We start from the raw sequence: 22,052 nt of genomic DNA, 5'->3' as shown, positions 1-22,052 counted from the left end.
CACTACGACTCGGTTGCGTTCACTCCAGCGCGTCCCCGACGACCGCCGTGGCCCCCTCCACCTGCAGGATCCGGACGGTGTCGCCGACGGCGAAGGTCTCACCGCTGTGCTGGCTGCGGGCCGTCCACTCGTCGGCGCCCATGCGGATCCGGCCGCCGGAGGAGTCGATCTCCTGGGTTACCTTCGCGGTGCGGCCGATGAGCGTGTCGACGCCGTCGAGCTGCAGCGGGGTCCGCTCGGTCAGGTGCTTCTGGGCGATGGGCCGGACCAGGGCCAGCAGCACCCCGGAGACGGCGATGAACGCCACGAGCTGCAGGATCGTCGCGCCCCCCAGCAGGGCCACGGTCATGCCGCCGAGCGCGCCGCCGGCGAACATGAGCAGCACGAGGTCGAGGCTGACCACCTCGCCCGCCGCGAAGAGGCCCGCGGCGATGAGCCAGAGCAACCACGCAGCCATGACCGGAGTGTCGCAGAACCGGCGTTGCTCGTGGCCCCGAATACGCCGCGTCGCGCCTACGCGGGTGACCGGTGCCCTCCGCGAGGACGAGCGCGGCCGTCGTAGCCTCGCCGGGTGCACGACTTCCCCGCCGGACGCTTCGCCGTCTGGGCGACGGCCTGGCTCACCGGCCGCGCCGCCTACGACGAGGCGCTCGACGCCATCACCGGCTCCACCGCCCACCGCGTCTCCGGGCTGCCCGGCACGGACGAGGCGGTGCCGCTCGGCTGGGCCCTGACGGCGCTGCGCGGCCTGGGCGAGCGCCGGTTCCGGCTGGTGCTGCCCGTGGCGGGCGACGTCCGGGGGTTGCCGCGGGCCCCTGGGCTGGCGCCGCTGGCGCTCGAGTCGGGTCAGGCCGCCGTCGGCGAGCACCTCGCGCTCGTCCCGGAGCCGCTCGGTCCGGAGGTCGTGCAGTGGACGGCGTTCCCGCTGACCGGCCTCCCACCGGTGGCACCGCCGGCCGAGGGCAACCTGCGCGCTGTGTCGGGGGCGTTGGACCTCGCCGTGGGCGACACCGCCCGCGCACTGGCCGGGCTGGACCTCGCCCGGTGGAACCCCGAGGTGCCGGCGCTGCTGGCCGGCCTGGCGAAGACGACGACCGCTCCCGGGCTCCCGCACGACCACGACCCGGTGGCGCTCTCGGTGCTGGCGCGGGCGCAGCGGCTGGCGAGGGTGCTCGACCTCGCCCTGGCCGACGCTCCCGGCGGCGCGGTCAACCACTCGCAGGCCGCGGCCCGGGACGAGGCGCTGCGCCCGCTGGCCCGGTCGGTGCGCGAGGCCGTCGAGGCGGCGTTCAACGCTGTTCCGCGGTAGCCCGGGCGTCGCTACCGTCGTCCGGCATGACAGCAGCGCCCGAGATGACGATGAACCGGGTGATCCACGGCGCCGTGCGTCGCGACCTGGACCGCCTGTCGACGGCCCTGGGGCAGCTGCGTGACGGCGACACCGCGCGCGCCCAGGCCCTCGAGCGGGCCTACGCGAACCTGCGCACCGAGCTGACGCACCACCACGAGGGCGAGGACACCCACATCTTCCCGATGCTCCAGCGGATCGGTGTCGACCAGGGGCTGCTCGACGCCATGGAGTCCGAGCACCACGCGATGGCCGACGCGCTGACGAAGACGGCCGGGGCGATGAGCACCGTCGCCCGCACCGGGTCGTCCGGCGACGCCGCCGTCGCGCAGGCCAGCGTCGTCCGGACCCGGGAGGTGGTGGAGCGGCACCTGCGGCACGAGGAGGAGGAGCTCGAGCCGCAGCTGAACGCGCACCTCGGGTCGCCGGAGTGGAAGGCGGTGGAGAAGGAGCTGCGCAGCCAGCCGCTCGGCGTCGCCGGGCGGTTCTTCGCGTGGCTGACCGACGGGATGAGCGACGAGCACCGTGCCTTCCTGAAGAAGACCGTGCCGACGCCGGTGGTCACCGTGCTGGCCAGGACCTTCGGCCGCCGCTACTACAAGGACGTCGCCCCGACCTGGCGATGACACCGTCGTCCTCCGGACGACACCGCGTCCACGTGCCGTCCCCCTGCTGCGCGGAGCCGCTGCGTCACGCCTGCGCGGAGCCCTTCGGGCCCCACTCGGCGTGACCGTTCACGGGCGCCGCACGAAACAGCAGCTCGCCGGGCAGTTGGTGCCCAGCCGGGGCAGGCCGCCGGCGCGACGCTCCTCCAGGAGCATCCGCAGGGACTCGACGAAGGCGGGATGCGTGCCCGCCGTGGCCGCCCGGGCGAAGGCCAGCCCGAGCTCCTCCGCCGTCTCCTTGGCCTCGTTGTCGAGGTCCCAGATCACCTCGAGGTGGTCGCTGACGAACCCGATCGGGAACAGGACGACGGCGGTCTCGCCGGACGCGGCGAGCGCGCGCAGGTGGTCGTTGACGTCGGGCTCCAGCCACGGCACCGACGGCGGGCCGCTGCGGCTCTGCCAGACCAGGTCGAACTCCCGGCCGGGCGCGGCCTCGGCGACGACGCGCTCGGCGGCGGCCAGCAGCTCCGCCTCGTAGGCGTGCCCCTCCGGCCCGGCGACGGCGGCCATCGAGTCCGGGATGCTGTGCGCCGTCGCCACGAGGCGGGCGGTGCCGCGCAGCTCGGCGGGCAGGGTGGCGATCGCCGCGGCGAGGGCGTCGGCGTTGGCCTGCACGAAGCCGGGGGTGTCGTAGTAGTGCGGCAGCTTCTCCGCCGTGGGGCCGCCTGGGCGGGTGGGAGACGACAGGGAGACACGGGCCCGGGCGATGTCCTCGTGGTACTGCCGGCAGCCGGAGAACGAGGCGTAGGCCGACGTCGACAGGACGTACACGTGCTCGATGCCGTCGGCGGCCATCTGCGCCCAGGTGTCCTCGACGTAGGGCGCCCAGTTGCGGTTGCCCCAGTAGACGGGGAGGTCGAGACCGGCGTCGGCGAGGTCCTTCTCGAGGGCCGCGATCAGCGCCTTGTTCTGGTCGTTGATCGGGCTGACGCCGCCGAAGTGGTGGTAGTGCTCGGCCACCTCCTCCAGCCGCTCGCGCGGGATCCCCCGGCCGCGGGTGACGTTCTCGAGGAACGGCATGACGTCGTCGTGCCCCTCGGGGCCGCCGAACGACAGCAGCAGCAGCGCCTCGCGGCGCCCGGCCGGAGCCGGCTCGGTGGACGGCTCGGCACCGCCGTTGTTGCGGACGGCGAGCGACGGGTCCTCGTCGGGACGCTGTCCCGCGGGGGTGATGTCGACGGTTGCGCGTGGCACAGAGGTTCTTCTTCCTGAGGGGGTCGTGCGGATGCGCTCACACGCCGACGGCGTGGAAGCCTCCGTCGACGTGCACGATCTCGCCGGTGGTGGCGGGGAACCAGTCCGACAGCAGGGCGACGACGGCCTTGCCCGCGGGCTCGGTGTCGGTGACCGACCAGCCGAGCGGGGCACGGCCCTCCCACGCCTCCTCGAACTGGGCGCTGCCGGGGATGGACTTCATCGCCATGCTCCGCAGCGGGCCGGCGGCGACGATGTTGGACCGCACGCCGTCGGGGCCCAGCTCCCGGGCGACGTAGCGGCTGACCGACTCGAGCGCCGCCTTCGCCGCCCCCATCCAGCCGTAGACCGGCCAGGCGACGGTCGCGTCGAAGGTGAGGCCGACGACCGACGACGGGTCGGCCAGCAGCGGCCGGCAGGCCTGGGTGAGCGAGGCGTAGGACCAGGACGAGACCTGGAACGCGGTCGCGGCGTGCTCCCACGCGACCTCCGGGAAGCCCTCCCCCATGGCCTCCTGCGGCGCGAAGCCGATGGAGTGGACGACGCCGTCGAGGGTGTCGAAGCCCTGCTCGCGCAGCCGGTCGGCGAGCGACCCGAGGTGCTCGGTGTTCGTGACGTCGAGCTCGACCACCGCGGCCTCCTGCGGCAGCCGCTTGGCGATCCGCTGGCACAGCGACAGCGCCCGCCCGAAGTTGGAGAGGACGACGGTGGCGCCCTGCTCCTGCGCGATCCGGGCCGTGGCGAACGCGATCGACGCCTCCGTCAGGACGCCGGTGACGAGGACCTTCTTGCCCTCGAGGATGCCGCTCATCAGTGCCCCATTCCGAGTCCGCCGTCGACCGGGACGACCGCCCCGGTGATGTAGCCCGCCGCGTCGCTCGCGAGGAACCGCACGACGCCGGCGATCTCCTCCGCCGAGGCGTACCGGCCCAGCGGCACCTGCCCCAGGATCTCCTGCTGCCGCTTCTCGGGCAGTTGCGCGGTCATGTCCGTCTCGACGAAACCGGGCGCGACGACGTTCGCGGTGATGCCCCGGCTGCCCAGCTCGCGGGCGATCGAGCGGGCCAGGCCGACCAGGCCGGCCTTGGACGCCGCGTAGTTGGTCTGGCCGGCGGAGCCGAGCAGACCGACGACCGAGGACACGAAGACCATCCGGCCCGAGCGGGCGCGCACCATCTTGGCGCTGGCCCGCTTGGCCACCCGGTAGGCGGCGGTGAGGTTGGCGTCGAGGACGTCGGTGAAGTCGTCCTCCTTCATGCGCATGAGCAGCCCGTCGCGGGTGATGCCGGCGTTGCTCACGAGCACCTCGACCGGGCCCTGGCGCTCCTCGACCTCCGAGAACGCGCGGTCGACGTCGTCGGCGCTCGTGACGTCGCACTGGACGCCGAACAGCCCGTCGGGTGCGCCGCTGCCGCGATGGGTGACGGCGACGGAGTCGCCCTGCTCGGCGAACGAGCGGGCAATCGCCAGCCCGATCCCCCGGTTCCCGCCGGTCACCAGCACCGATCTGCCCACGTGCCACTCCCCTGCCGGCTGCTCTGTCGACTCCCGAACCTAGTCGGTGGTCGCAGGTCACACCCCCTACCGGCCGGTACGGGAACGGCGACGGTGCTCACCCCGTCGAGGGGAGGTGAGTGTTGCCGCGGGGCCGGAACACCCAGAGTGGTGTCGTGCGTCCGACCACCGCTCCGCGCCTCGCGGTCGCCGGGACCTGCGCGGTGATCTTCGGCGTGGGCATGCTGACCACGGGTGGCGCGACCGACGAGATCCCGGAGGTCGACCGGGCGCCGATCAGCTGGGTGCCGTCGACCGGGCACGGCGGGGACGGCTGGCAGGGACCGCTGCCCCGCCGGGGACCGGTGCAGTTGCTGAGCCAGACGGAGCTGCCCGCCGTCGCAGGTCTCCCGGCAGCTGTCCCGGTCGATGAGGCGGACCCGTTCTTGCTCGCCGCCCACGACTTCTCCGGCGACGACTACGTCGCGCTGCGCGCCGACCGTCCGGTCTACTCCGAGGCCCAGATGACAGCGCCGCAGCGACGGGTCGCCGGACTGTCCTCGGATGCGCGGGTCGCGGACCTGAGAGTGCTGTCCGACGGCCTGGTCCAGGCAGTCCTCGGGCCCGCGGACGGGGCTCGGTCCGGGCGCATCGTCCAGCTGTGGACCTCCGGCGACGGAGAGCCGTCGATCGTGGGAGACCTGCGGATGACCGGCCCGCTCGACGCGCTGGGCATCCCCGATGTGTTGCTCGCGGACTCGGCGGGCTCGAGGACCTACGTGCTGCGGGCCCTCGGCGGTGGGCGGACCGTCGAGCTCACCGCCCTCCGTGGCGCCGAGGTCCTCGAGCAGACGCTGGTCGACCTGCCGGCCACCCGTGACGCGCAGCCGTGGGCCCTCGTCGCCTCACCGGACGGGCGCTCCGCCGTGCTCGTCTACGGCGACGACGGCGACACGGTGGTGGCCGCCGTCGACGTCGACCTCACCGTCCGGTACACCACCCGCTTCCCCGGCGGCGACCCCTCGACCACCTACGCGACGATCGACGACTCGGGCGCGGTGCAGGTCCTCCGACCCGAGCCCGACGCCGACGGGACGGCTCGGGCCTCGATCACCCGGCTCTCCCCCGGCGGGGTGCCCGGCATCGACCCGGTGCGCATCCGCGACTACCTCTACGTCGACGGCGCCGCACTGGGGCCGCTCGACGAGCGGACCGGCGAGGGTCGCTGGTTGTACGTCTCCGGCCTCTCGGAGGAGACGGGCGTCCTCGGGGTGGTCGTCGTGGACCTCAGGGACGGCGCGGTCGTCGCCGACTTCGGCCTCTGCACCGACTACGCGGACGGCTTCTTCACCCGGCCCGAGGTGTCGTCCGACCGGTCGCTGCTGACGGTCGTCGGCGACTGCTTCGTCCTGCCGACGATCTACCAGCTCCGGTTCGACGCCCGGGCCTGACGACGGCCGGCACCTCCGAGGACGTTCACAGGTTGCGGCCGCAGGTGGGCCAGGCGCCCTTGCCCTGGACGGCGAGGGCCTTCTCCGCGATCGCGATCTGCTGCTCCCGCGTCGCCAGGTCCGCCCGGGGCGCGTACTCACCGCCGCCGAACGCGGCCCACGTCGACGCGCTGAACTGCAGGCCGCCGTAGTAGCCGTTGCCGGTGTTGATGCTCCAGTTGCCGCCGGACTCGCACTGCGCGACGGCGTCCCAGTCGCGGCCCGACGGAGCAGGAGCGGGCGCGGGGCTGCCGCCACCCGTGGAGGACGGCGCGGAGGACGGCGTGGATGACCGGGAGGCCCGCGCGGCGTCCCGCTGCTGCTGCAGCTCCACCAGCGTCGCCTGGACCTCGCGGAGCTCTGCCTGGGCGGCGTCCTGCCGGGCCTGCACGTCGGCCAGGACCTGACCGGCGGCCTCCCGGGCCGCGTCCGCCGACACGAGCGCCGTCCGCGCCGCCGACTCGAGCCGGTCGGCCTCGGCGACCGCGTCCTGCGCCGCGGACTGCGCCTCGACGGCGCGGTCGCTGGCCGTCGATGCGGCCGAGACGGCGGCGGACCGGTGGTCACCGGCCGCCGCGAGGAGAGCGGCGCGTTCCATCATCTGCGCCGGGCCGTCCGCGGTGAGCAGGCCTTCGAGCAACGGGGACGACGAACCGCCCATGTAGCTGGACCGCGCGAACCGCGCGACGTCCTCGCGTGCCCCGGCGAGCTCCTCCTGCAGCCGGCGGGCGTCGGCCACGGCGGCCTCGGCCTGCGTCCGCGCGGTGGCCGAGGCCTGCTCCGCCGCCGCGACCTCGTCCTGGGCGCGGGCGGCCCGTGCGCTCGCCTCGTCGGCGGCGGTGCGCGCCGCACCCATCTCGACCAGCAGGCGGTTCACCTCGGCCGCGGCGTCCTCGGCGGCCTGCGCGACCGCTCCCAGGTCGTCGCCGGGAGCCGCCGAAGCGGAGCCGGGAGCGGCCAGGAGGCCCAGTCCGACGGCGAGGCAGGCGGCGGCGAACCGCCGGCCCGTGCGCGTGCGCGTTCGGTCCATGCCGCTCCACCCTCCCCTCGCCCCATCGATCCGGCCACTCGGGAGGGACGTCGGCGCCGGCCCTCGACGGCTTGAGGACGGCGCCCCGCGACCTCCCGCGAGCGGGTGACTTGTCATATGCAGGCAGGTGCCTGCATGATGAATCCGTGCCCGAGGACCTCACGCCGGTGTTCAGGGCGCTGGCCGACCCGAGCAGGCGGCGCCTGCTGGACCGGCTGCACGAGCGCAACGGCCAGACCCTGGGCGAGCTGTGCGGCTCGCTCGACATGGCCCGGCAGTCGACCTCGCAGCACCTCTCCGTGCTGGAGGCGGCGAACCTCGTCAGCACCGTCTGGCACGGCCGGTCGAAGTTGCACTACCTCAACCCCGTTCCGATCCACGAGGTGGCGGAACGGTGGATCTCCACCTTCGAGACCCCCCGGCTGCGCACGCTGAGCGCGGTCCGGCGATCCGCAGAGGAGCAGGCCATGACCACCCCGCCCACCTACGTCTACGTCACCTACGTCAAGGCCAGCCCGGAGCAGGTCTGGGAGGCGCTCACCGACGCCGACCTGACCGCCCGCTACTGGGGCCACCGCAACGAGTCCGACTGGCAGGAGGGCTCCACCTGGGCGCACGTCCGCACCGACGGGTCGGGCGTCGCCGACGTCACCGGCACCGTCCTCGAGGTGCACCCGCCCGAGCGGCTGGTGATGACCTTCCCCGGCTCGGACGAGCAGCGCAACGGCACGCCCTCACGCGTGACGTTCACGATCGAGCCGCACCAGGACATCGTCCGGCTCACCGTCCGGCACGAGGACATCCCGACCGCCGCGGACCTGGAGGCGCTGTCCGCCGGCTGGCCCGCCGTCATGGCGAACCTGAAGTCGCTGCTCGAGACCGGCGAGGTCCTCCCCCAGGCCCCGTGGGAGATGCACGCCGGGCTGCGCGAGGAGCAGATGGCCCGCACCGACGGCTGAGGCCTCGTCGATTGCCCTGACCAACCACCTGGGACCCTGGGTGGGGTGAGCACCTCGCACCACCCGCGCACCCTCGTCCCGGCGCTGCTGTTCGTCGGCACGGTTGTCGCGGTCATCAGCAGCCTGGGCGCGCCGCTGATCCCGGCGATCGCCGCGGCGATGGAGACGTCGCTGGCCGACGCCCAGTGGGCCCTCACCGTCACGCTGCTGGTCGGGGCGGTGGCGACCCCGGTGATCGGCCGGCTCGGGGACGGTCCCCACCGCCGCGCCGTCGTCCTGTCCGTCCTGGGCGTGGTCACGCTGGGCGGCCTGCTGGCCGCCCTGCCGCTGGGGCTCGGATGGCTGATCGCCGGGCGCGCGCTGCAGGGCTTCGGGCTGGGCCTGACACCGCTGGCGATCGCCACGGCCCGGGAGGCGCTGACGGGCGAGCGTTCGCACCGCACGGTCGCCGCACTGTCGATCACGGTCGTGTCCGGGATGGGGCTCGGCTACCCGCTCGCCGGGCTCGTGGCCGAGCTCGGCGGCGTGCACGCGGCCTTCTGGGCCGGCGCCGGGGTGAGCGCCGCCGCACTGGTGGCCGCCGCCGCGGCGCTGCCCGCCTCCCGCATCTCGGCATCGCGGTCGATCGACGTCCTGGGCGCCGTCCTGCTGGGTGCCGGGCTCGGCGGCCTCCTGCTGGCGCTCGCCGAGGGCGAGGTCTGGGGCTGGTCGTCGCCGGGCCCGTGGGCCCTGATCGCAGGCTCCGCCGTGGTGCTGGCGGCCTGGGCCTTGTGGGAGCTGCGGACGCCGTCCCCGCTCGTCGACCTCCGGCTGGCCCGAGGCCGGATCGCGGCCACGGCGCACGCGACGGCGCTGCTCGTCGGATTGTCGAACTACCTGCTCCTGCTGGCGGTGCCCGTCCTCGCACAGGCGCCACGGGGCGACGGGCCGGGGTTCGGCACCTCGATCGTGGTGGCGGCGCTGACGCTGCTGCCGTTCTCGGCCGCCAGCGTGCTCGGCGGGCGGCTCACCAGGCTCCTGGCCGACCGTGCCGGCCCGCACGTCGTGCTCCCGGTCGCGGCGCTCGTGCAGAGCGGCTCCTTCGTCCTGTTCGCCTTCGGGCGGGGCGAGCTGTGGCTGCTGTTCCTCGTCATGGGCGTCGCCGGGCTCGGGGTGGGGGCCGCCTTCGCCGCCTTCCCCGGTCTCGTCATCTCGGCCGTGCCGCCGTCGGAGACCGGCAGCGCCATGAGCCTCAACCAGGTGCTGCGCTACGCAGGCTTCTCGATCGGCAGCGCGCTGGCCGCCGCCGTCCTCGCCGCTGCCACCCCCGGGGGCGCCCCGGCACCCGTGGACGGCGGGTACACGGCGATCGCGGCGCTCGGGTTCGGGGTCTGCCTGCTGACGGCGCTGCTGGCCTGGCTGGTGCCTGCCCGCGGGCGCCGACGGCACCCGGACGCGGCGGCCGAGCAACCCGCGGCAGCCTGACCGCACGCACCGCGCCCCTCGGCCGCCACACCGGTCGCGAGCGCCGCACGGTCAACATGTGACGAACGGGAACGGTCCGTCTCGTTCTTCTCGCCGTCTCGCCACACCGGTCCCGCTGCTTACTGTCAGTACCAACGGGGGCGCAACGCGTAGCCAAAGGGCAACGGGGCCGGCGTCCTCCACCGCCAGCGAGAGGACCGACATGACCTTCCCCCAGCGCTCCGCCGCCGCCACCCTCCCCCGCCAGGCCGCCCCCGGCCAGCGCACCGTGCTCCGGCCCGCTGTTCCCGGCGCCCGCCTCGGTGCCCCGGTGGGCATGCGACCGCAGCAGCCCGGCATGGCCCCCCTCGGTCAGCGGCCGATGGGTCAGCGGCCGCAGGCGCCCGTCCAGCGTCCGGTGGTCACCTTCCTCACCGTCGCCGAGGTCGCCGCGATCATGCGCGTCTCGAAGATGACCGTGTACCGCCTGGTCCACGGCGGCGAGCTGTCCGCCGTCCGCGTCGGCCGTTCCTTCCGCGTGCCGGAGCCCGCCGTCCGCGAGTACCTCTCCGAGGCGCGCACCGACGTCGCGTGACGGGACCGCTCAGAAGGCGGTGAGTCGCACGGTCTCCGGGAGCGCCCGGAGCGCGGTCAGCAGCTCGGGCGGCAGCGGCGCGCTCACGTCGGTGACGGCGTAGCCGAGCTCTCCGCGCGTGGCCAGCACCTGCCCGTCGACGTTCAGGCCGTGCTCGCCCACCAGCGCGTCGGCCCGCGCCAGGACGCCGGGCACGTTGCGGTGCAGCAGGGCGAACCGGGCGGCCGACGAGCCGTGCAGCACCACGGGAGGCAGGTTGACGCTCAGCGTCGTCGTCCCGGCCCTACCGTAGTCGACGAGCTTGCCGGCGACGAAGCGCCCGATGTCGTACTGGGCCTCCTGCGTCGACCCGCCGACGTGCGGGGTGAGGATGACGTTGGGCAGGCCGCGGAGCACCGAGACGAAGGCGTCCCCCTGCTCGCGCGGCTCCTCCGGGAACACGTCGACGGCGGCGCCGGCGATGTGGCCGCTCAGGATGTGCTCGCGCAGCGCCTCGTGGTCGACGACGAACCCGCGCGAGAGGTTGAGGAACAGGCTGCGCGGGCGCATGCGGGCGAACTGCTCCGCACCGAACAGGCCGGCGTTCCCTCCCCTGCCGTCGACGTGCAGGGTCACGGTCTCCGCGCGCTCGAGCAGCTCGTCGAGGCTGCCGCACCGCTCAGCGTTGCCCAGGGCGAGCTTGTCCTCGAGGTCGTAGTAGAGGACCCGCATGCCCAGCGCCTCGGCGAGCACCGAGAGCTGGCTGCCGATGTTGCCGTAGCCGACGATGCCCAGCGTCCGCCCGCGGATCTCGTGGCTGCCCGCCGCGGACTTGTCCCAGGTGCCGGCGTGCAGCGCGCGGTCCCGGTCGACCAGCCGCCGGGCCAGGATGATGATCTCCGCCAGCGCCATCTCCACGACGCTGCGGGTGTTGGAGAAGGGCGCGTTGAACACCGCGACTCCCCCCGCCGCGGCCGCGCGCAGATCGATCTGGTTGGTGCCGATGCAGAACGCGCCGACGGCCGCCAGATCGGGGCGGGCCTCCACCACCTGGGCGGTGACCTGCGTCTTCGACCGGATGCCCAGCAGTTGCACGCCGTCCAGCGCGGCGACCAGGTCGGCCTCGTCCAGCGCCCCCCGGAGCGACTCGACCTCGTAGCCGGCCGAGGTGAGCAGCTCACCGGCGATGGGGTCGATGTTCTCCAGCAGCAGTGCTCTGGGCATGTGCGCTCGATCCTCTTCGGGCGACGGGGCTGCTCCATCCTCCCCGGCGGCACCGCGACGCTTGCGGGCGGGCGTCCGGGACGGCCTCCTGCGTGCCGCCGGAGCGGTCACCGGTGAGGACGACGCCGGGATCAAGGAGCACCCGCGGCCGGCAGGTGGAACGGCGCTCATCCGAGCGACCTCGGGCGGACCGTCGCACGCGCAGGCGGGGCAGATCCCGCGGGGCGAGCCCCGACGCGAAGGCGGGGGCAGGGCAAGCTGACCCCGTGCAGCACATCGGGATCGACCTCGCCTGGGGGCTCAGGCAACCCACCGGCCTCGCCGTGCTGGACGACGCCGGCCGGCTGGTGCACGTCAGCGCGGTGCGCACCGACGAGGAGATCGAGACCGCGCTGGCCCCGTTCACCGCCGGCCCGTGCATCGTGGCGATCGACGCCCCGCTGGTGGTCACCAACGCCACCGGGAACCGGGCCGCCGAGCGGGCGCTCAACGCCGACTTCGCGAGGTTCCAGGCCGGGGCGCACCCGACGAACACCGGCAAGGCCGAGTTCACCGATGGTGACACCCGCGGCGGGCGGATCGGCCGGCGCCTGAAGCTGGACCTCGACCCCCGCTCGGGCCGCGACCGCCGGGCGATCGAGGTCTACCCGCACGCGGCGACGGTGGCGCTGTTCCGGCTGGGGCGCACGCTGAAGTACAAGAACAAGCCCGGCCGGGTGCTCGAGCAGATGCGTACGGAGCTGCTCCTGCTCGTCGACCTGCTGGGCGCGGTGGACGAGCTCGAGCTCGGTGCACCGTTCGCCGCGCTGCGCCAGCAGGTGCAGGCCGCCGCCCGCAAGAGCGATCTGCGGGTGGCGGAGGACCAGGTGGACGCCGTCGTGTGCGCCTACGTGGCATGGATCGCCGTCCGGCGCCCGGACGAGGTGACCACCTACGGCGACGCGGCCGGCGGTGCCATCGTGACCCCCACCCTGCCGCCGGACCTGCAGCCCGGCCCCGGGGTCGCCGCACCCCCGCCCGACCCGGTGCAGCAGGCCATCCAGGCGTACGCCGACGGCCGGCCCGAGACCCTGGTCGCCGGGGGGCAGGCGCTCGCGCTCGTCACCGGGCTGCTCGACGACGCCGGGATCAACTACCTGTCGGTGACCGGGCGGACCAAGACCATCGCCTCGTTCGCGGAGAAGGCGGCCCGCACGGTCGACGGCGTGCCCGCCTACCCGGACCCGGCGCGGGACATCACCGACCAGATCGGCGTGCGGGTGATCACCTACGTGCAGAGCGACGTGGAGGCGGTCGCCGAGCTGCTGGCCGCGCAGGTGCGGGTCCTCGACGACCGCGACATGGGTCGGCGGACCGCGCAGCAGGGCCGGTTCGGCTACTCCAGCCGGCACCTGCTGATCGGCGTGGACCCCGGTCGGGCGGCCGAGCTGCCGGAGCTGGTCGGGCGCGTGGTGCAGGTGCAGGTGCGCACGGTGCTGCAGCACGCGTGGGCCGAGTTCGAGCACGACATCCGCTACAAGGGCACGGTGCCGGACGAGCACGCCTCCGAGTTCGACCGCCGGTTCACCCTGGCCGCCGGGTTGCTGGAGCTGGCCGATCGAGAGTTCACCGCCATCCGCGAGCGCCTCCGGGCACCAGCTCCCGGGGACGGGGCCGACGACACCGACCCCGACGACCCCCGCATCGCGCCCCGCGAGCTCGCTGCGTTCCTGGCCGGGCAGTACGCCGACGCCGGCTGGTCGCGCCCGGACCACTACACCTGGATCTCCGGCCTGCTGCTCGAGCTGGGCGTGACCAGCCTGGTGGAGCTCGGCGAGGTGCTGCGCGGCGTCGACGACAGCGACATCTCCGCCCGGATGGACTACCGCTATCCCCCGGGTGCCGTGCGCCGGCTGGACGACACGCTGCTGGCCGGCTTCGGGCAGCGGTACGTGGACCTGCACGGCAACGCCGATCGGCGGACCGCGCTGACCACCCGGCTGCAGAAGCTCGCCGGCGGCTGACAGGTCGTCGTCCCCGAGCCGGAGGCAGGTGGCGGTCCGGAGGCTGCCGTCAGCGGCCGCGACCCGCGCGGACCAGCTCCTCCGCCGTCGCCAGCTTGACCGCGCCGCCCTCCGGGCGTGCGCGACCCTTCTCCGCGCGCAGGATCCGGCCGAGCTCCTTGACGCCGAGGACGTCGGGGACATCTCGCCGGACCTGCTTGACGAAGGCACGCGAACTGCCCGCCGGCTTCGGCAACCGTCCGGCGACGGCGTCGTCGAGCAGGGACCGCACGGTCTCGGCCGCGTCCGAACGGTTGTCCCCGATACCTCCGGACGACCCCCGCTTGAACCAGCCGACCGCGTAACTGCCCGGCGTTCCGGTTATCCGCCCCGCCTCGTTCGGGACGGTGCCGTTCTCCTCGTCGAACGGCAACCCGATCACCGCTCGCCCGCCGTAACCGATGGCGCTCACGACCGGGCTGCCGAGCACGACGGTGCCGTCCGTCAGGCAGACGCCCTCGGCGGCGTCCTCACCGAGGATGCGCTCGACCGCACTGGCGAACCGCAGCACGATCCGCCGTCCGGGCTCCGGGGCGGCCGAGGTCTCCACGGCGACGCGGGACGCGCCCTGCAGCAACTCGGCGTGACTGCCGGGCTCCGCCTCGTCGATGGTGCTCGCGACGCCGGGAGCGGAGCCCTCCACGACCAGCTCGACGCCGGGAAGATGCTCCAACGCGAGCAGCTCCGGAGCGGAGTAGGCGGCCTCCTCCGGCCCGCGCCGGCCGAGGAGCAGGACCTCCCGAACCGGCGACCTCCGCAGTGCCTCCAGCGCGTGCTCGGCGATGTCGGTGCGGGCGAGCTCGTCGGGATCGGTGCTGAGGATCCGGGCGACGTCCAGCGCCACGTTGCCGGTGCCGATGACGATCGCCCGCTCGCTCGTCAGCTGGACGTCGCCTGCCGGGACGTCGGGGTGGGCGTTGTACCAGCCGACGAACTCGGGCCCGGAGTGCACGCCGGGGAGGTCCTCGCCCGGCACCTCCAGCTGCCGACCCGTGGCGGCGCCGACCGCGTAGACGACCGCGTCGAAGTTCTCGGACAGCTGCTCGACCGTCACGTCCTCACCCACGTCGACGCCGAGCAGCAGCCGCACCCGCGGATGGCTGTACAGACGCCCCAGCGTCTCGCCGATCCGCTTGGTGCTCGGGTGGTCGGGCGCGACCCCGTAGCGGATCAGCCCGCCCGCCACGGGCAGCCGGTCGATCAGCGTCACGACGGAGCCGGTGTGCAGCAGGAGCAGCTCGGCCGCGTACAGGCCAGCGGGGCCGGTGCCGACGACGGCGACGTCGACGCCGCGGAAGTCGCTCGGCAGGGTCCAGTCGAAGCTCGGCGCCCCCCAGGGGTGGAACAGCGGGCCCTCCACCTGCTCCGGCGTCCCCTGCTCGCTCGACGTCCGGTGGTGCCTGTCGTTCAGTTCGGCGTACACCAACTCGGCCCGGCCGAGGGAGTCTGCCGGCACGGCGGCATCGACCGGGCAGACGTCGGCGCAGGCGCCGCAGTCGATGCAGACCTTCGGATCGATGTAGAGCATCGGCGATTCGGCGTACTCGGGGGTACCGGGTGCCGGGGAGATGCAGTTCACCGGGCACGCCGAGACGCACGTGGCGTCCTTGCAGCAGTTCTGGGTGATGACGTAGGTCATGCGGTTGCCGGCCCTTCCGGCCCAGGTGCGTAGGAGCCGGTCACAGCAGGTTGGCCCGCTTGTAGATGGCCATGGCCGGCTTGGTCAGGAGCCCGGCCGAATGCAGGAACTCCATGAGCCCGCGGCAGCTGGAGCGCAGCATCGACTTGTAGTGCTCGTTCCCGGCCGCCTCGCGCTTGGCACGCGCGACGTCGAGGCCGGCTTCGGCGTAGGCGCGGGGGCTGACCATGCTGGTGACGATGTGGAAGGCGGACGACGCCACGAGCAGCGCGCTCGCGTGCCGACGGACGGGGCCGACGTCGGCCATCGCCCGGATCACCTCGTCGCGGGCGAACTTCATGTGCCGCGACTCTTCGACGACGTGGATGTTGTTGATCGTGCGCACGAAGGGCGCCACCCGCTCGTCGCGCATCCAGTCACGCTGCATGACGTCGAGGACCTCCTCGGCCACCAGGATGGCGGCATAGGCGGCCTCTCCTGATGCGAACGTCTTGTAGAACCGCCCCAGCTCCATCACCTTGCGGCTCGGGCGGTACGCGGGCGCATTCAACTTCGCCGTCCCGCGGGCGAACATGATCGAGTGGCGGCACTCGTCGGCGATCTCGGTGAGTGCCCACTGGAATTCGGCCGACGACCGGTCCATCGCGTAGATCTCCCGCAGCATCATCTGCTGGAGGATCAGCTCGAACCAGATGCCGGTGCAGGCGACCGAGGCCGATTCCTGACGGGTGAGCTCCGCGCGTTGGCTCTCGCTCAGTTCGTCCCAGTAGGCCGTGCCGTAGAGCGTCGACCACTCCGGGCTGGCGCCGTGGAAGGACGCGTCGAGAGGGGCGTCCCAGTCGACCTCGGCGAGCGGGTCGTAGGACAGCTCGGCGCTGGATGCGAGCAGCCGTTCGGCCACCGACCCCTCGCGCTCGGCCTGGGTCGGGTTGATCGTGGCGGTCATCTCGGGTTCCCCCGTCTGTCGATGTCGCGGGTCGCGTCACGACCTCGTCGTCCAGATATCCGTGACGCCAGGACATATGTAGCCGGGGGAACCGATCGTTACACCTGCGGATGTCACGTTCGGCGTGTCGACGGCAGCAGCGCTTCGACCGCGGTCAGCACAGGGGCGGCGGATCAGAGGGGCCGGCGAACCGTCGGCCGAGGTCCCTGCGGTCGCTTCGACGCCCTAGCCTCCTTGCATGCGTGCTGTGCAGATCACCCGCTTCGGCGGCCCCGAGGTCCTCGAGCTCGTCGACATCGCCGAGCCGGAGGCGGGGGACGGTCAGAAGCTCTACGACGTCTCGACCGCCGGCGTGAACTACGCCGACACCCACCAGATCGAGAACTCCTACCTCGCCCAGCAGCAGCTGCCGCTGATCCCGGGCGCGGAGTTCGTCGGCACGCCGGTCGGCGGTGGGCAGCGCGTCGTCGGGCTGCTCGACGGCGGCGGCTACGCCGAGAAGGTCGTGGCGCACGACGCGCTCACCTGGGCGGTGCCCGACGGCGTCAGCGACGAGCAGGCGCTGTCCGTCGTCCTCCAGGGCTCCACCGCGTGGCACCTGCTGCGCACCAGCACGCACCTGGCCGAGGGCGAGTCCGTCGTCGTCATCGCCGGAGCCGGGGGTGTCGGCAGCCTGGCCATCCAGCTGGCCAGGCACTGGGGCGCCGGCCGGGTCATCGCCACCGCCTCCAGCCCGGAGAAGCGGGAGCTGTGCGAGGAACTCGGCGCCCACGCCACCGTCGACCCGGCGCTCGCCGAGGACGACCCGAAGGCCTTCACCGCCGCGCTGCGCGAGGCCAACGGGGGGAGACGAGTCGACATCGTCCTGGAGATGACCGGGGGCGCGGTCTTCGACGGCGCCATGTCCGCGCTCGCCCCCTTCGGCCGGCTCGCCGCCTACGGCATGGCCGGGCGCGTGCCGCCGAAGCCGGTGCAGGCGCCGTCGCTGATGGGCACCAGCCGTGGCGTCATCGGCTTCTGGCTGGCGCACTGCATGGCCCGCCCGCAGATGATGGACGCCGCGATGCACGACCTGCTCGCCCTCGTGGACGGCGGCACGCTGAAGCCGGTCGCCGGCGGGCGGTACCCGCTGTCCGACGTGCGGAAGGCGCACGAGGACCTGCTGGCCCGCCGCTCCACCGGCAAGCTCGTCGTCGACCCGAAGGCCTGATCCGAGCTCTCTGCACGGAGAGCTCAGACGAGGCGGTTGGTCCAGAAGAGGCTGAGCACGGCGCCGAGCAGGGCCAGCAGCACGCCGGCGCGGACGAACCAGTAGCTGACGTCCTTGGGCTCGGTCGTGTAGCCGATCTGGCTGCCCAGGTCGGCGTACACCTCCTCCAGCTCGGCCGCGCTGGCCGCCTCGCTGTAGCTCCCGCCCGTCGCGTCGGCGATCTCCTCGAGGGTCGCCCGGTCGACCGGCACGGGCACGGTCTCGCCGTCCAGGTCGAGGGTCCCGTAGTCGGTGCCGAAGGCGATCGTCGAGACGGGGACGCCGGCAGCGCGGGCGGCGTCGATCGCCTGCGTGTCCTCACGGCCGACGGTGTTGTAACCGTCGGACAGCAGCACGATCCGGGCCGGCGCCGCCTCCTCCTCGCCCGCATCCAGGGTCGACTGGAAGTTCTCGATCGCGCTCAGCGAGGTGAACACCGCCTCGCCGATCGCGGTCGCCTCGGCGAGGTCGAGGTTGTCGATGGCCCCGGTCACCTGGACCCGGTCGGTGGTGGGCGGGACCACGGTGGTGGCCGTCCCCGCGAAGGAGACCAGGCCGAGGTTGATCCGTTCGGGCAGCACGTCGACGAACTCCTTGGCCGCCCTCTGCATGGCCCGGAAGCGGTCGGGCTCGATGTCGGTCGCCTGCATCGACAGCGACACGTCGACGGCCATGACGACCGTCGCCCGCTCGCGGGGCACGCGCACCTCCGTGCTCGGCACGGCCAGCGACACCACCAGGGTCGCGATGCCGAGGGCGACGACGCCGAAGGCGAGGTGGCGCTTCCAGCCGGGCCGCTTCGGCACCAGCGTTCCGAGCAGCGCCACGTTGGTGAACCGCGCCGCGTAGGCCTTCCGGCGCAGCTGCAGCACCACGTAGAAGGCGACCAGGGCGGCGACGGCGAGCAGCGCCAGCAGCCACAGTGGGGACTGGAAGGTCATCGGGACGCTCCTCCGCTGCCTGCGCGCCGGCGCTCGGCGACGAACCTGACGACGTCCATCAGCCAGTCCCGGTCGGTCCGCAGCCGCAGGTGACCGGCACCTGCCCGGCGCAGGGCCGCCGCGACCTCTTCTCGCTGGGCGGCCGCGCCCTCGGCGAACCGGGCGCGGAACTCGGCGTTGCCGGTCGGCACCTCGAGCGTCTGGCCGCTCTCCGGGTCGACGACTGTCAGCAGGCCGACGTCGGGCAGCTCGAGCTCCCGCGGGTCGACCACCTCGATGGCCAGCAGGTCGTGCCGGGTGCCGAGCCCGCGCAGCGGCCGCTCCCAGTCGCTGTCGCCGAGGAAGTCGGAGATGACGACGACGAGGCCGCGGCGCCGCGGCGGCCGGCGCAGGGTCTCGAGGGCGGCCGCCAGGTCCCCGCGCCGTCCGCTGCCCGCCCGGGGGGTCGCGACGACGTTCCGCAGCAGCCGCTCGGCGGCCAGCCGCCCCGGCACCGCCGGGTAGCGGTCGACCCGCTCCCCCGTCGTGACGACGGCGCCCAGGCGGTTGCCGCCGTGCACGGTGAGGTGGCCGACCGCGGCGAGGCCGGCGATCGCGAGGTCGCGCTTCTGGCAGTTCGCCGTGCCGAAGTCGAGGCTCGCCGACAGGTCGACGACCGCCCACGTCTCGAGCTCGCGGTCGGCGATCGTCTCCCGGACGTGCGGCACCTGCGTGCGCGCGGTGACCGGCCAGTCCATCCGCCGGACGTCGTCGCCCGGGTGGTAGGTCCGGGAGTCACCGGCCTCCGAGCCCGACCCGGGCACCAGGCCGAGGTGGTCGCCCTGCAGCAGCCCGTCGAGCCGCCGCCGCACGGTGAGCTCCAGCCGGCGCAGCAGCACGTCGGCCGGGCCGTCGGTGAAGCGCGGCGGCGCACCCTGGCCGGCAGCACCGCCGTCCGCACCGCCCGGCTCGATCCCGGAACCCGGGGTCGCCGGGTGCAGGAGCAGCCCGGGGTGCTCGGGTCCGGGCGGCGACTGCTGGCTCGCCCGACGACGCAGGATCACGCCGGGTGGGGCCCTTGTGCGTACCCGTTCGACGACGGCGCGGCCGGGTGCTCCGGCGCCTGCTGCGGCGGGCCCTGCGGGGGGCCGAAGTGCGGCACGTGCGGGCCGCCCGGCGTCCCCGGACCGAAGCCGCCGGCGTTCTGCCGCGGGGCGACCTGCGGCAGCGGCACCGTCTGGACGATCCGCTTGACGATGTGGTCGGCCGGCACGCCGTCGGCCAGCGCGTCGTAGGACAGCACGAGCCGGTGGCGGAGCACGTCGGCGGTGACGTCGAGGACGTCCTGGGGCAGCACGTAGTCGCGGCCGCGCACGAGCGCCAGGGCCCGGCTGGCGGCGATCAGGCCGAGGGAGGCACGCGGGCTGGCGCCGTAGGACACCCACGTCGCGACGTCCTCCATGCCGTGCTCCCGCGGGGTCCGGGTGGCGACGACGAGCCGGACGACGTAGTCGACCAGGGCGTGGTGCACGAAGACGTGCGAGGCGGCCTTCTGCAGCCGCGGCAGCTCGCCGGGGCTGAGCACCGTCTCGGCCACGGGCGGCTCCGAGCCCATCCGGTAGACGATCTCGCGCTCCTCCTCGGGGCTCGGGTAGTCGACGAGCACCTTCATCAGGAAGCGGTCGCGCTGGGCCTCGGGCAGCGGGTAGACGCCCTCGGACTCGATCGGGTTCTGCGTGGCCAGGACGAGGAACGGGTCGGGCAGCGGGTGCGTCACGCCGCCGATGGAGACCTGCCGCTCGGCCATGACCTCGAGCAGCGCCGACTGCACCTTGGCCGGGGCGCGGTTGATCTCGTCGGTGAGGACGAAGTTGGCGAAGACCGGCCCCAGCTCCGTCTCGAACGCGTCCTGCCCCGCCTTGTAGATCCGGGTGCCGATGATGTCGGCCGGCACGAGGTCGGGGGTGAACTGCAGGCGGGCGAACCTGCCGCCGACCGCCGTGGCCAGGGTCTCGACCGCGAGGGTCTTCGCCACGCCCGGCACGCCCTCGAGGAGCACGTGCCCACGAGCCAGGAGCGCCACGAGCATCCGCTCGACGAGGCGGTCCTGCCCGACGATGACCCGCTTGATCTCGAAGAGGACCCGCTCGAGGCGCTGCGCGTCGACCGACGGTGGCACCGGTGCGGGCGAGGTCTCGATCGGCGTGCTGGCAGCGCTGCTCACGGGGCTCCCTGGTCGTCGACGAGGCGGCGCATCCCGCCTCCACGGCCCAGTGTCCTACACCTTCCGCAGCCAGGTGTTCGCGCGCCGGGCACGACGGGCCGACGCTCCGTGGCGACACCGGCGCACCGTCCACACCCCTGCCCGGAAGGGCCTCCGACTGCTAGCCTTGCCGATGCGTCGGGCAGCTCCCCCCGTGGCTGCCCGACGCCCTCTCGCGTCTGGCCCGGTTCAGCCCGTGGGGCGCCCGGCGCCGATGTAGCCGCCCCAGCGCATGTCCGTGACCCGGATGAACGAGCCGCTCTGCGGCGCCTCCAGGATCCGGTCCCCACCCAGCCAGATCGCCACGTGGTGGATGGTGCCCGGGTCGGAGGTGTTGCGGGCCCAGAAGACGAGGTCGCCGGGGCGGAGGTCGTTGCGCGAGACCTTGGGCAGCGCGCCGTACTGCCAGCTGCTGTTGCGCGGGATGGAGATGCCCGCCTGCGCGTAGGCGTACTGGGTCAGGCCGCTGCAGTCGAAGCCGAACACGTCGTCGTCGCCGCTGTGGCCGTAGCCCGGTCCGCGGGTACCGCCACCGCCCCACGCGTACGGAGTGCCGATGTAGGCCATCGCCGCGTCGATCGCGATCTGCGCCTTGGACGCGTTGCCGGCGCCGGCGGAGCTGCCGTTGCCCGACGGTGCCGGGGCGACGTTCGCCGGCGGCGCCGGAGCCGGCCGGACGATCTGCGCGGCCCGCTCGGCGGCAGCCCGCTGGCCGACCAGGGCGGTCAGCTCCGCCTGTGCGGCGGCCAGGTCGGTGGTCAGCTGCGCCTGCTGTGTCTCCAGCGCGGCGGCCTGCTGCCGCGCCGAGGCCTCCGCCGCCTCGGCCGTGGCCAGGCTGGTGGCGGCCTCGTCCTTCAGGACGGCGGCAGCGGTCAGCGTGTTGGCGGCGAGGGTCTCCGCCTCGGCGGCCTGGACCTGGAGGACGGTGACCTCGGTCAGGACGTCGGAGCGGTGCGATCCGGCGGCTTCCAGCAGGGCGGCCCGCTGGATGAACTCCCCCGGGTCGGCCGCGGTGATGAGGGCGGCCGCGCCCGCGAAGGTGCTGCCCTCCATGTAGCTGCGCCGCGCGAAGGAGACGACCTGCGTGCGGGCGACGTCGAGCTCGGCGGCCGCCTGGGCCGCCGCAGCCGCGGCGGCGTCCGCCTCCGCCTGCGCGGCGACGTAGGAGGCCTCCGTGGCCTGGTACTGGTCGAGCGCGATCAGCGCATCCACCCGGGCGCCCTCGACGGCGTCCTGGGCGGCCGTCAGCTGCCCCGACAGCTCGCCGATCCGGGCCTGGACGGCGTCGGCCTGCGCCTGCGCGTTCGCGATCTGGGTGTCGCTGGGCCGGCGCGGGGCCGCGGCGGCCACGGACGGGGTCAGGCCGACCGCGAGGGCCGCGACCACGGCCAGGCCACTGGCCCTGGCCGCCAGACGACGGGCGCTGCGCACGGACGAGTTCCGCGTACCGCTGTCCACCGGTGAAACCTCTTCCGGCGCGGACGACCCGGAGGTCTGCGCCATCGACTACGCGCGCCCGGCAGGGCGTCGTGCAGTCGAGATCGACAGCAGGCGGGCAGCCGTTGAGGGCGT

General features: G+C 73.9%; 20 protein-coding genes. 8 read left to right on the top strand and 12 right to left on the bottom strand.

Annotated features, from left to right (window positions below; translation table 11 throughout):
* Positions 1 to 19 precede the first annotated feature (19 nt).
* Positions 20 to 457 carry an NfeD family protein gene (locus DCS98_RS06165; RefSeq protein ID WP_116450473.1) on the bottom strand — a complete coding sequence of 146 codons (438 nt, stop codon included), beginning with the start codon at positions 455 to 457 and terminating at the stop codon, positions 20 to 22.
* A 114-nt stretch (positions 458 to 571) separates the two neighbouring features.
* Between DCS98_RS06165 and DCS98_RS06160 the strand changes: the two genes are divergently transcribed.
* Both DCS98_RS06160 and DCS98_RS06155 read left to right on the top strand, forming a co-directional pair.
* The gene (locus tag DCS98_RS06160) at positions 572 to 1,309 is read left to right on the top strand and encodes a hypothetical protein (protein ID WP_116450472.1); all 738 of its coding nucleotides are present in this window, start codon (positions 572 to 574) and stop codon (positions 1,307 to 1,309) included.
* 26 nt (positions 1,310 to 1,335) lie between these two features.
* Entirely contained in the window at positions 1,336 to 1,974 is a 639-nt protein-coding gene (locus tag DCS98_RS06155) for a hemerythrin domain-containing protein (RefSeq protein ID WP_116450471.1), read from the top strand.
* A 108-nt stretch (positions 1,975 to 2,082) separates the two neighbouring features.
* On the opposite strand, the gene DCS98_RS06150 is transcribed toward DCS98_RS06155, so the two are convergent.
* The 3 genes from DCS98_RS06150 to fabG are packed head-to-tail and all read right to left on the bottom strand — an operon-like array spanning position 2,083 to position 4,722.
* The gene (locus tag DCS98_RS06150; RefSeq protein WP_116450470.1) at positions 2,083 to 3,207 is read right to left on the bottom strand and encodes a ferrochelatase; all 1,125 of its coding nucleotides are present in this window, start codon (positions 3,205 to 3,207) and stop codon (positions 2,083 to 2,085) included.
* A 37-nt stretch (positions 3,208 to 3,244) separates the two neighbouring features.
* Positions 3,245 to 4,018 (bottom strand): enoyl-ACP reductase FabI, encoded by a 774-nt coding sequence (gene fabI, locus DCS98_RS06145; RefSeq protein WP_116450469.1) that lies wholly within the window; start codon positions 4,016 to 4,018, stop codon positions 3,245 to 3,247.
* Positions 4,018 to 4,722 (bottom strand): 3-oxoacyl-[acyl-carrier-protein] reductase, encoded by a 705-nt coding sequence (fabG, locus tag DCS98_RS06140; protein ID WP_116450468.1) that lies wholly within the window; start codon positions 4,720 to 4,722, stop codon positions 4,018 to 4,020. The genes fabI and fabG overlap by 1 nt, the downstream gene beginning before the upstream one ends.
* A 155-nt stretch (positions 4,723 to 4,877) precedes the next feature.
* Here fabG and DCS98_RS06135 point away from each other — a divergent pair, with 155 nt between their 5' ends.
* Positions 4,878 to 6,152 carry a hypothetical protein gene (locus DCS98_RS06135; protein ID WP_116450467.1) on the top strand — a complete coding sequence of 425 codons (1,275 nt, stop codon included), beginning with the start codon at positions 4,878 to 4,880 and terminating at the stop codon, positions 6,150 to 6,152.
* A 25-nt stretch (positions 6,153 to 6,177) separates the two neighbouring features.
* On the opposite strand, the gene DCS98_RS23870 is transcribed toward DCS98_RS06135, so the two are convergent.
* Complete coding sequence (locus DCS98_RS23870; protein WP_277394602.1) at positions 6,178 to 7,221, bottom strand: transglycosylase family protein; 1,044 nt, start codon at positions 7,219 to 7,221, stop codon at positions 6,178 to 6,180.
* A gap of 146 nt (positions 7,222 to 7,367) precedes the next feature.
* Between DCS98_RS23870 and DCS98_RS06125 the strand changes: the two genes are divergently transcribed.
* From DCS98_RS06125 to DCS98_RS24155, 3 genes are all read left to right on the top strand, one after another.
* The gene (locus DCS98_RS06125; protein ID WP_116450466.1) at positions 7,368 to 8,180 is read left to right on the top strand and encodes an ArsR/SmtB family transcription factor; all 813 of its coding nucleotides are present in this window, start codon (positions 7,368 to 7,370) and stop codon (positions 8,178 to 8,180) included.
* Between the two features lie 45 nt (positions 8,181 to 8,225).
* Positions 8,226 to 9,644, top strand: coding sequence for an MFS transporter (locus DCS98_RS06120; protein ID WP_116450465.1), 1,419 nt, complete (start codon positions 8,226 to 8,228; stop codon positions 9,642 to 9,644).
* A 202-nt stretch (positions 9,645 to 9,846) separates the two neighbouring features.
* On the top strand, positions 9,847 to 10,218 hold the full coding sequence (locus DCS98_RS24155) for an excisionase family DNA-binding protein (RefSeq protein ID WP_241037245.1): 372 nt from the start codon (positions 9,847 to 9,849) through the stop codon (positions 10,216 to 10,218).
* A gap of 9 nt (positions 10,219 to 10,227) precedes the next feature.
* Here the strand turns inward: DCS98_RS24155 and serA are convergent, their stop codons facing one another.
* The gene (gene serA / locus DCS98_RS06110; RefSeq protein ID WP_116450464.1) at positions 10,228 to 11,421 is read right to left on the bottom strand and encodes a phosphoglycerate dehydrogenase; all 1,194 of its coding nucleotides are present in this window, start codon (positions 11,419 to 11,421) and stop codon (positions 10,228 to 10,230) included.
* Positions 11,422 to 11,687: 266 nt separating this feature from the next.
* On the opposite strand from serA, the gene DCS98_RS06105 reads away from it, so the two are divergent.
* Positions 11,688 to 13,424: a DUF429 domain-containing protein gene (locus DCS98_RS06105; protein WP_116450463.1), complete on the top strand. Its 1,737-nt coding sequence runs from the start codon at positions 11,688 to 11,690 to the stop codon at positions 13,422 to 13,424.
* A 49-nt stretch (positions 13,425 to 13,473) separates the two neighbouring features.
* On the opposite strand, the gene DCS98_RS06100 is transcribed toward DCS98_RS06105, so the two are convergent.
* Together DCS98_RS06100 and DCS98_RS06095 are read right to left on the bottom strand one after the other, a co-directional pair.
* The gene (locus DCS98_RS06100; protein ID WP_116450462.1) at positions 13,474 to 15,102 is read right to left on the bottom strand and encodes an FAD-dependent oxidoreductase; all 1,629 of its coding nucleotides are present in this window, start codon (positions 15,100 to 15,102) and stop codon (positions 13,474 to 13,476) included.
* A gap of 40 nt (positions 15,103 to 15,142) precedes the next feature.
* A complete protein-coding gene (locus DCS98_RS06095; protein ID WP_116450461.1) occupies positions 15,143 to 16,048 on the bottom strand; it encodes an AurF N-oxygenase family protein in 906 nt (301 codons plus the stop codon).
* Between the two features lie 238 nt (positions 16,049 to 16,286).
* On the opposite strand from DCS98_RS06095, the gene DCS98_RS06090 reads away from it, so the two are divergent.
* Positions 16,287 to 17,258, top strand: a complete 972-nt coding sequence (locus DCS98_RS06090; RefSeq protein ID WP_116450460.1) for a quinone oxidoreductase family protein — start codon at positions 16,287 to 16,289, stop codon at positions 17,256 to 17,258.
* A gap of 23 nt (positions 17,259 to 17,281) precedes the next feature.
* Here DCS98_RS06090 and DCS98_RS06085 read toward each other — a convergent pair whose 3' ends face one another.
* The 4 genes from DCS98_RS06085 to DCS98_RS06070 form a co-directional block, all read right to left on the bottom strand.
* Positions 17,282 to 18,238 (bottom strand): VWA domain-containing protein, encoded by a 957-nt coding sequence (locus DCS98_RS06085; protein ID WP_116450459.1) that lies wholly within the window; start codon positions 18,236 to 18,238, stop codon positions 17,282 to 17,284.
* On the bottom strand, positions 18,235 to 19,281 hold the full coding sequence (locus DCS98_RS06080) for a DUF58 domain-containing protein (protein WP_241037243.1): 1,047 nt from the start codon (positions 19,279 to 19,281) through the stop codon (positions 18,235 to 18,237). Before DCS98_RS06080 ends, DCS98_RS06085 begins: the two co-directional genes overlap by 4 nt.
* Positions 19,278 to 20,441 (bottom strand): AAA family ATPase, encoded by a 1,164-nt coding sequence (locus DCS98_RS06075; RefSeq protein WP_116450458.1) that lies wholly within the window; start codon positions 20,439 to 20,441, stop codon positions 19,278 to 19,280. Before DCS98_RS06075 ends, DCS98_RS06080 begins: the two co-directional genes overlap by 4 nt.
* 228 nt (positions 20,442 to 20,669) lie before the next feature.
* A complete protein-coding gene (locus DCS98_RS06070; protein ID WP_241037238.1) occupies positions 20,670 to 21,938 on the bottom strand; it encodes a C40 family peptidase in 1,269 nt (422 codons plus the stop codon).
* Positions 21,939 to 22,052: the final 114 nt, after the last annotated feature.

The sequence above is a fragment of the Blastococcus litoris genome (genome assembly GCF_003075095.1).
In the GTDB taxonomy this organism is placed as follows: domain Bacteria; phylum Actinomycetota; class Actinomycetes; order Mycobacteriales; family Geodermatophilaceae; genus Blastococcus_B; species Blastococcus_B litoris.
This window is presented reverse-complemented; position numbering and strand designations above follow the sequence as displayed.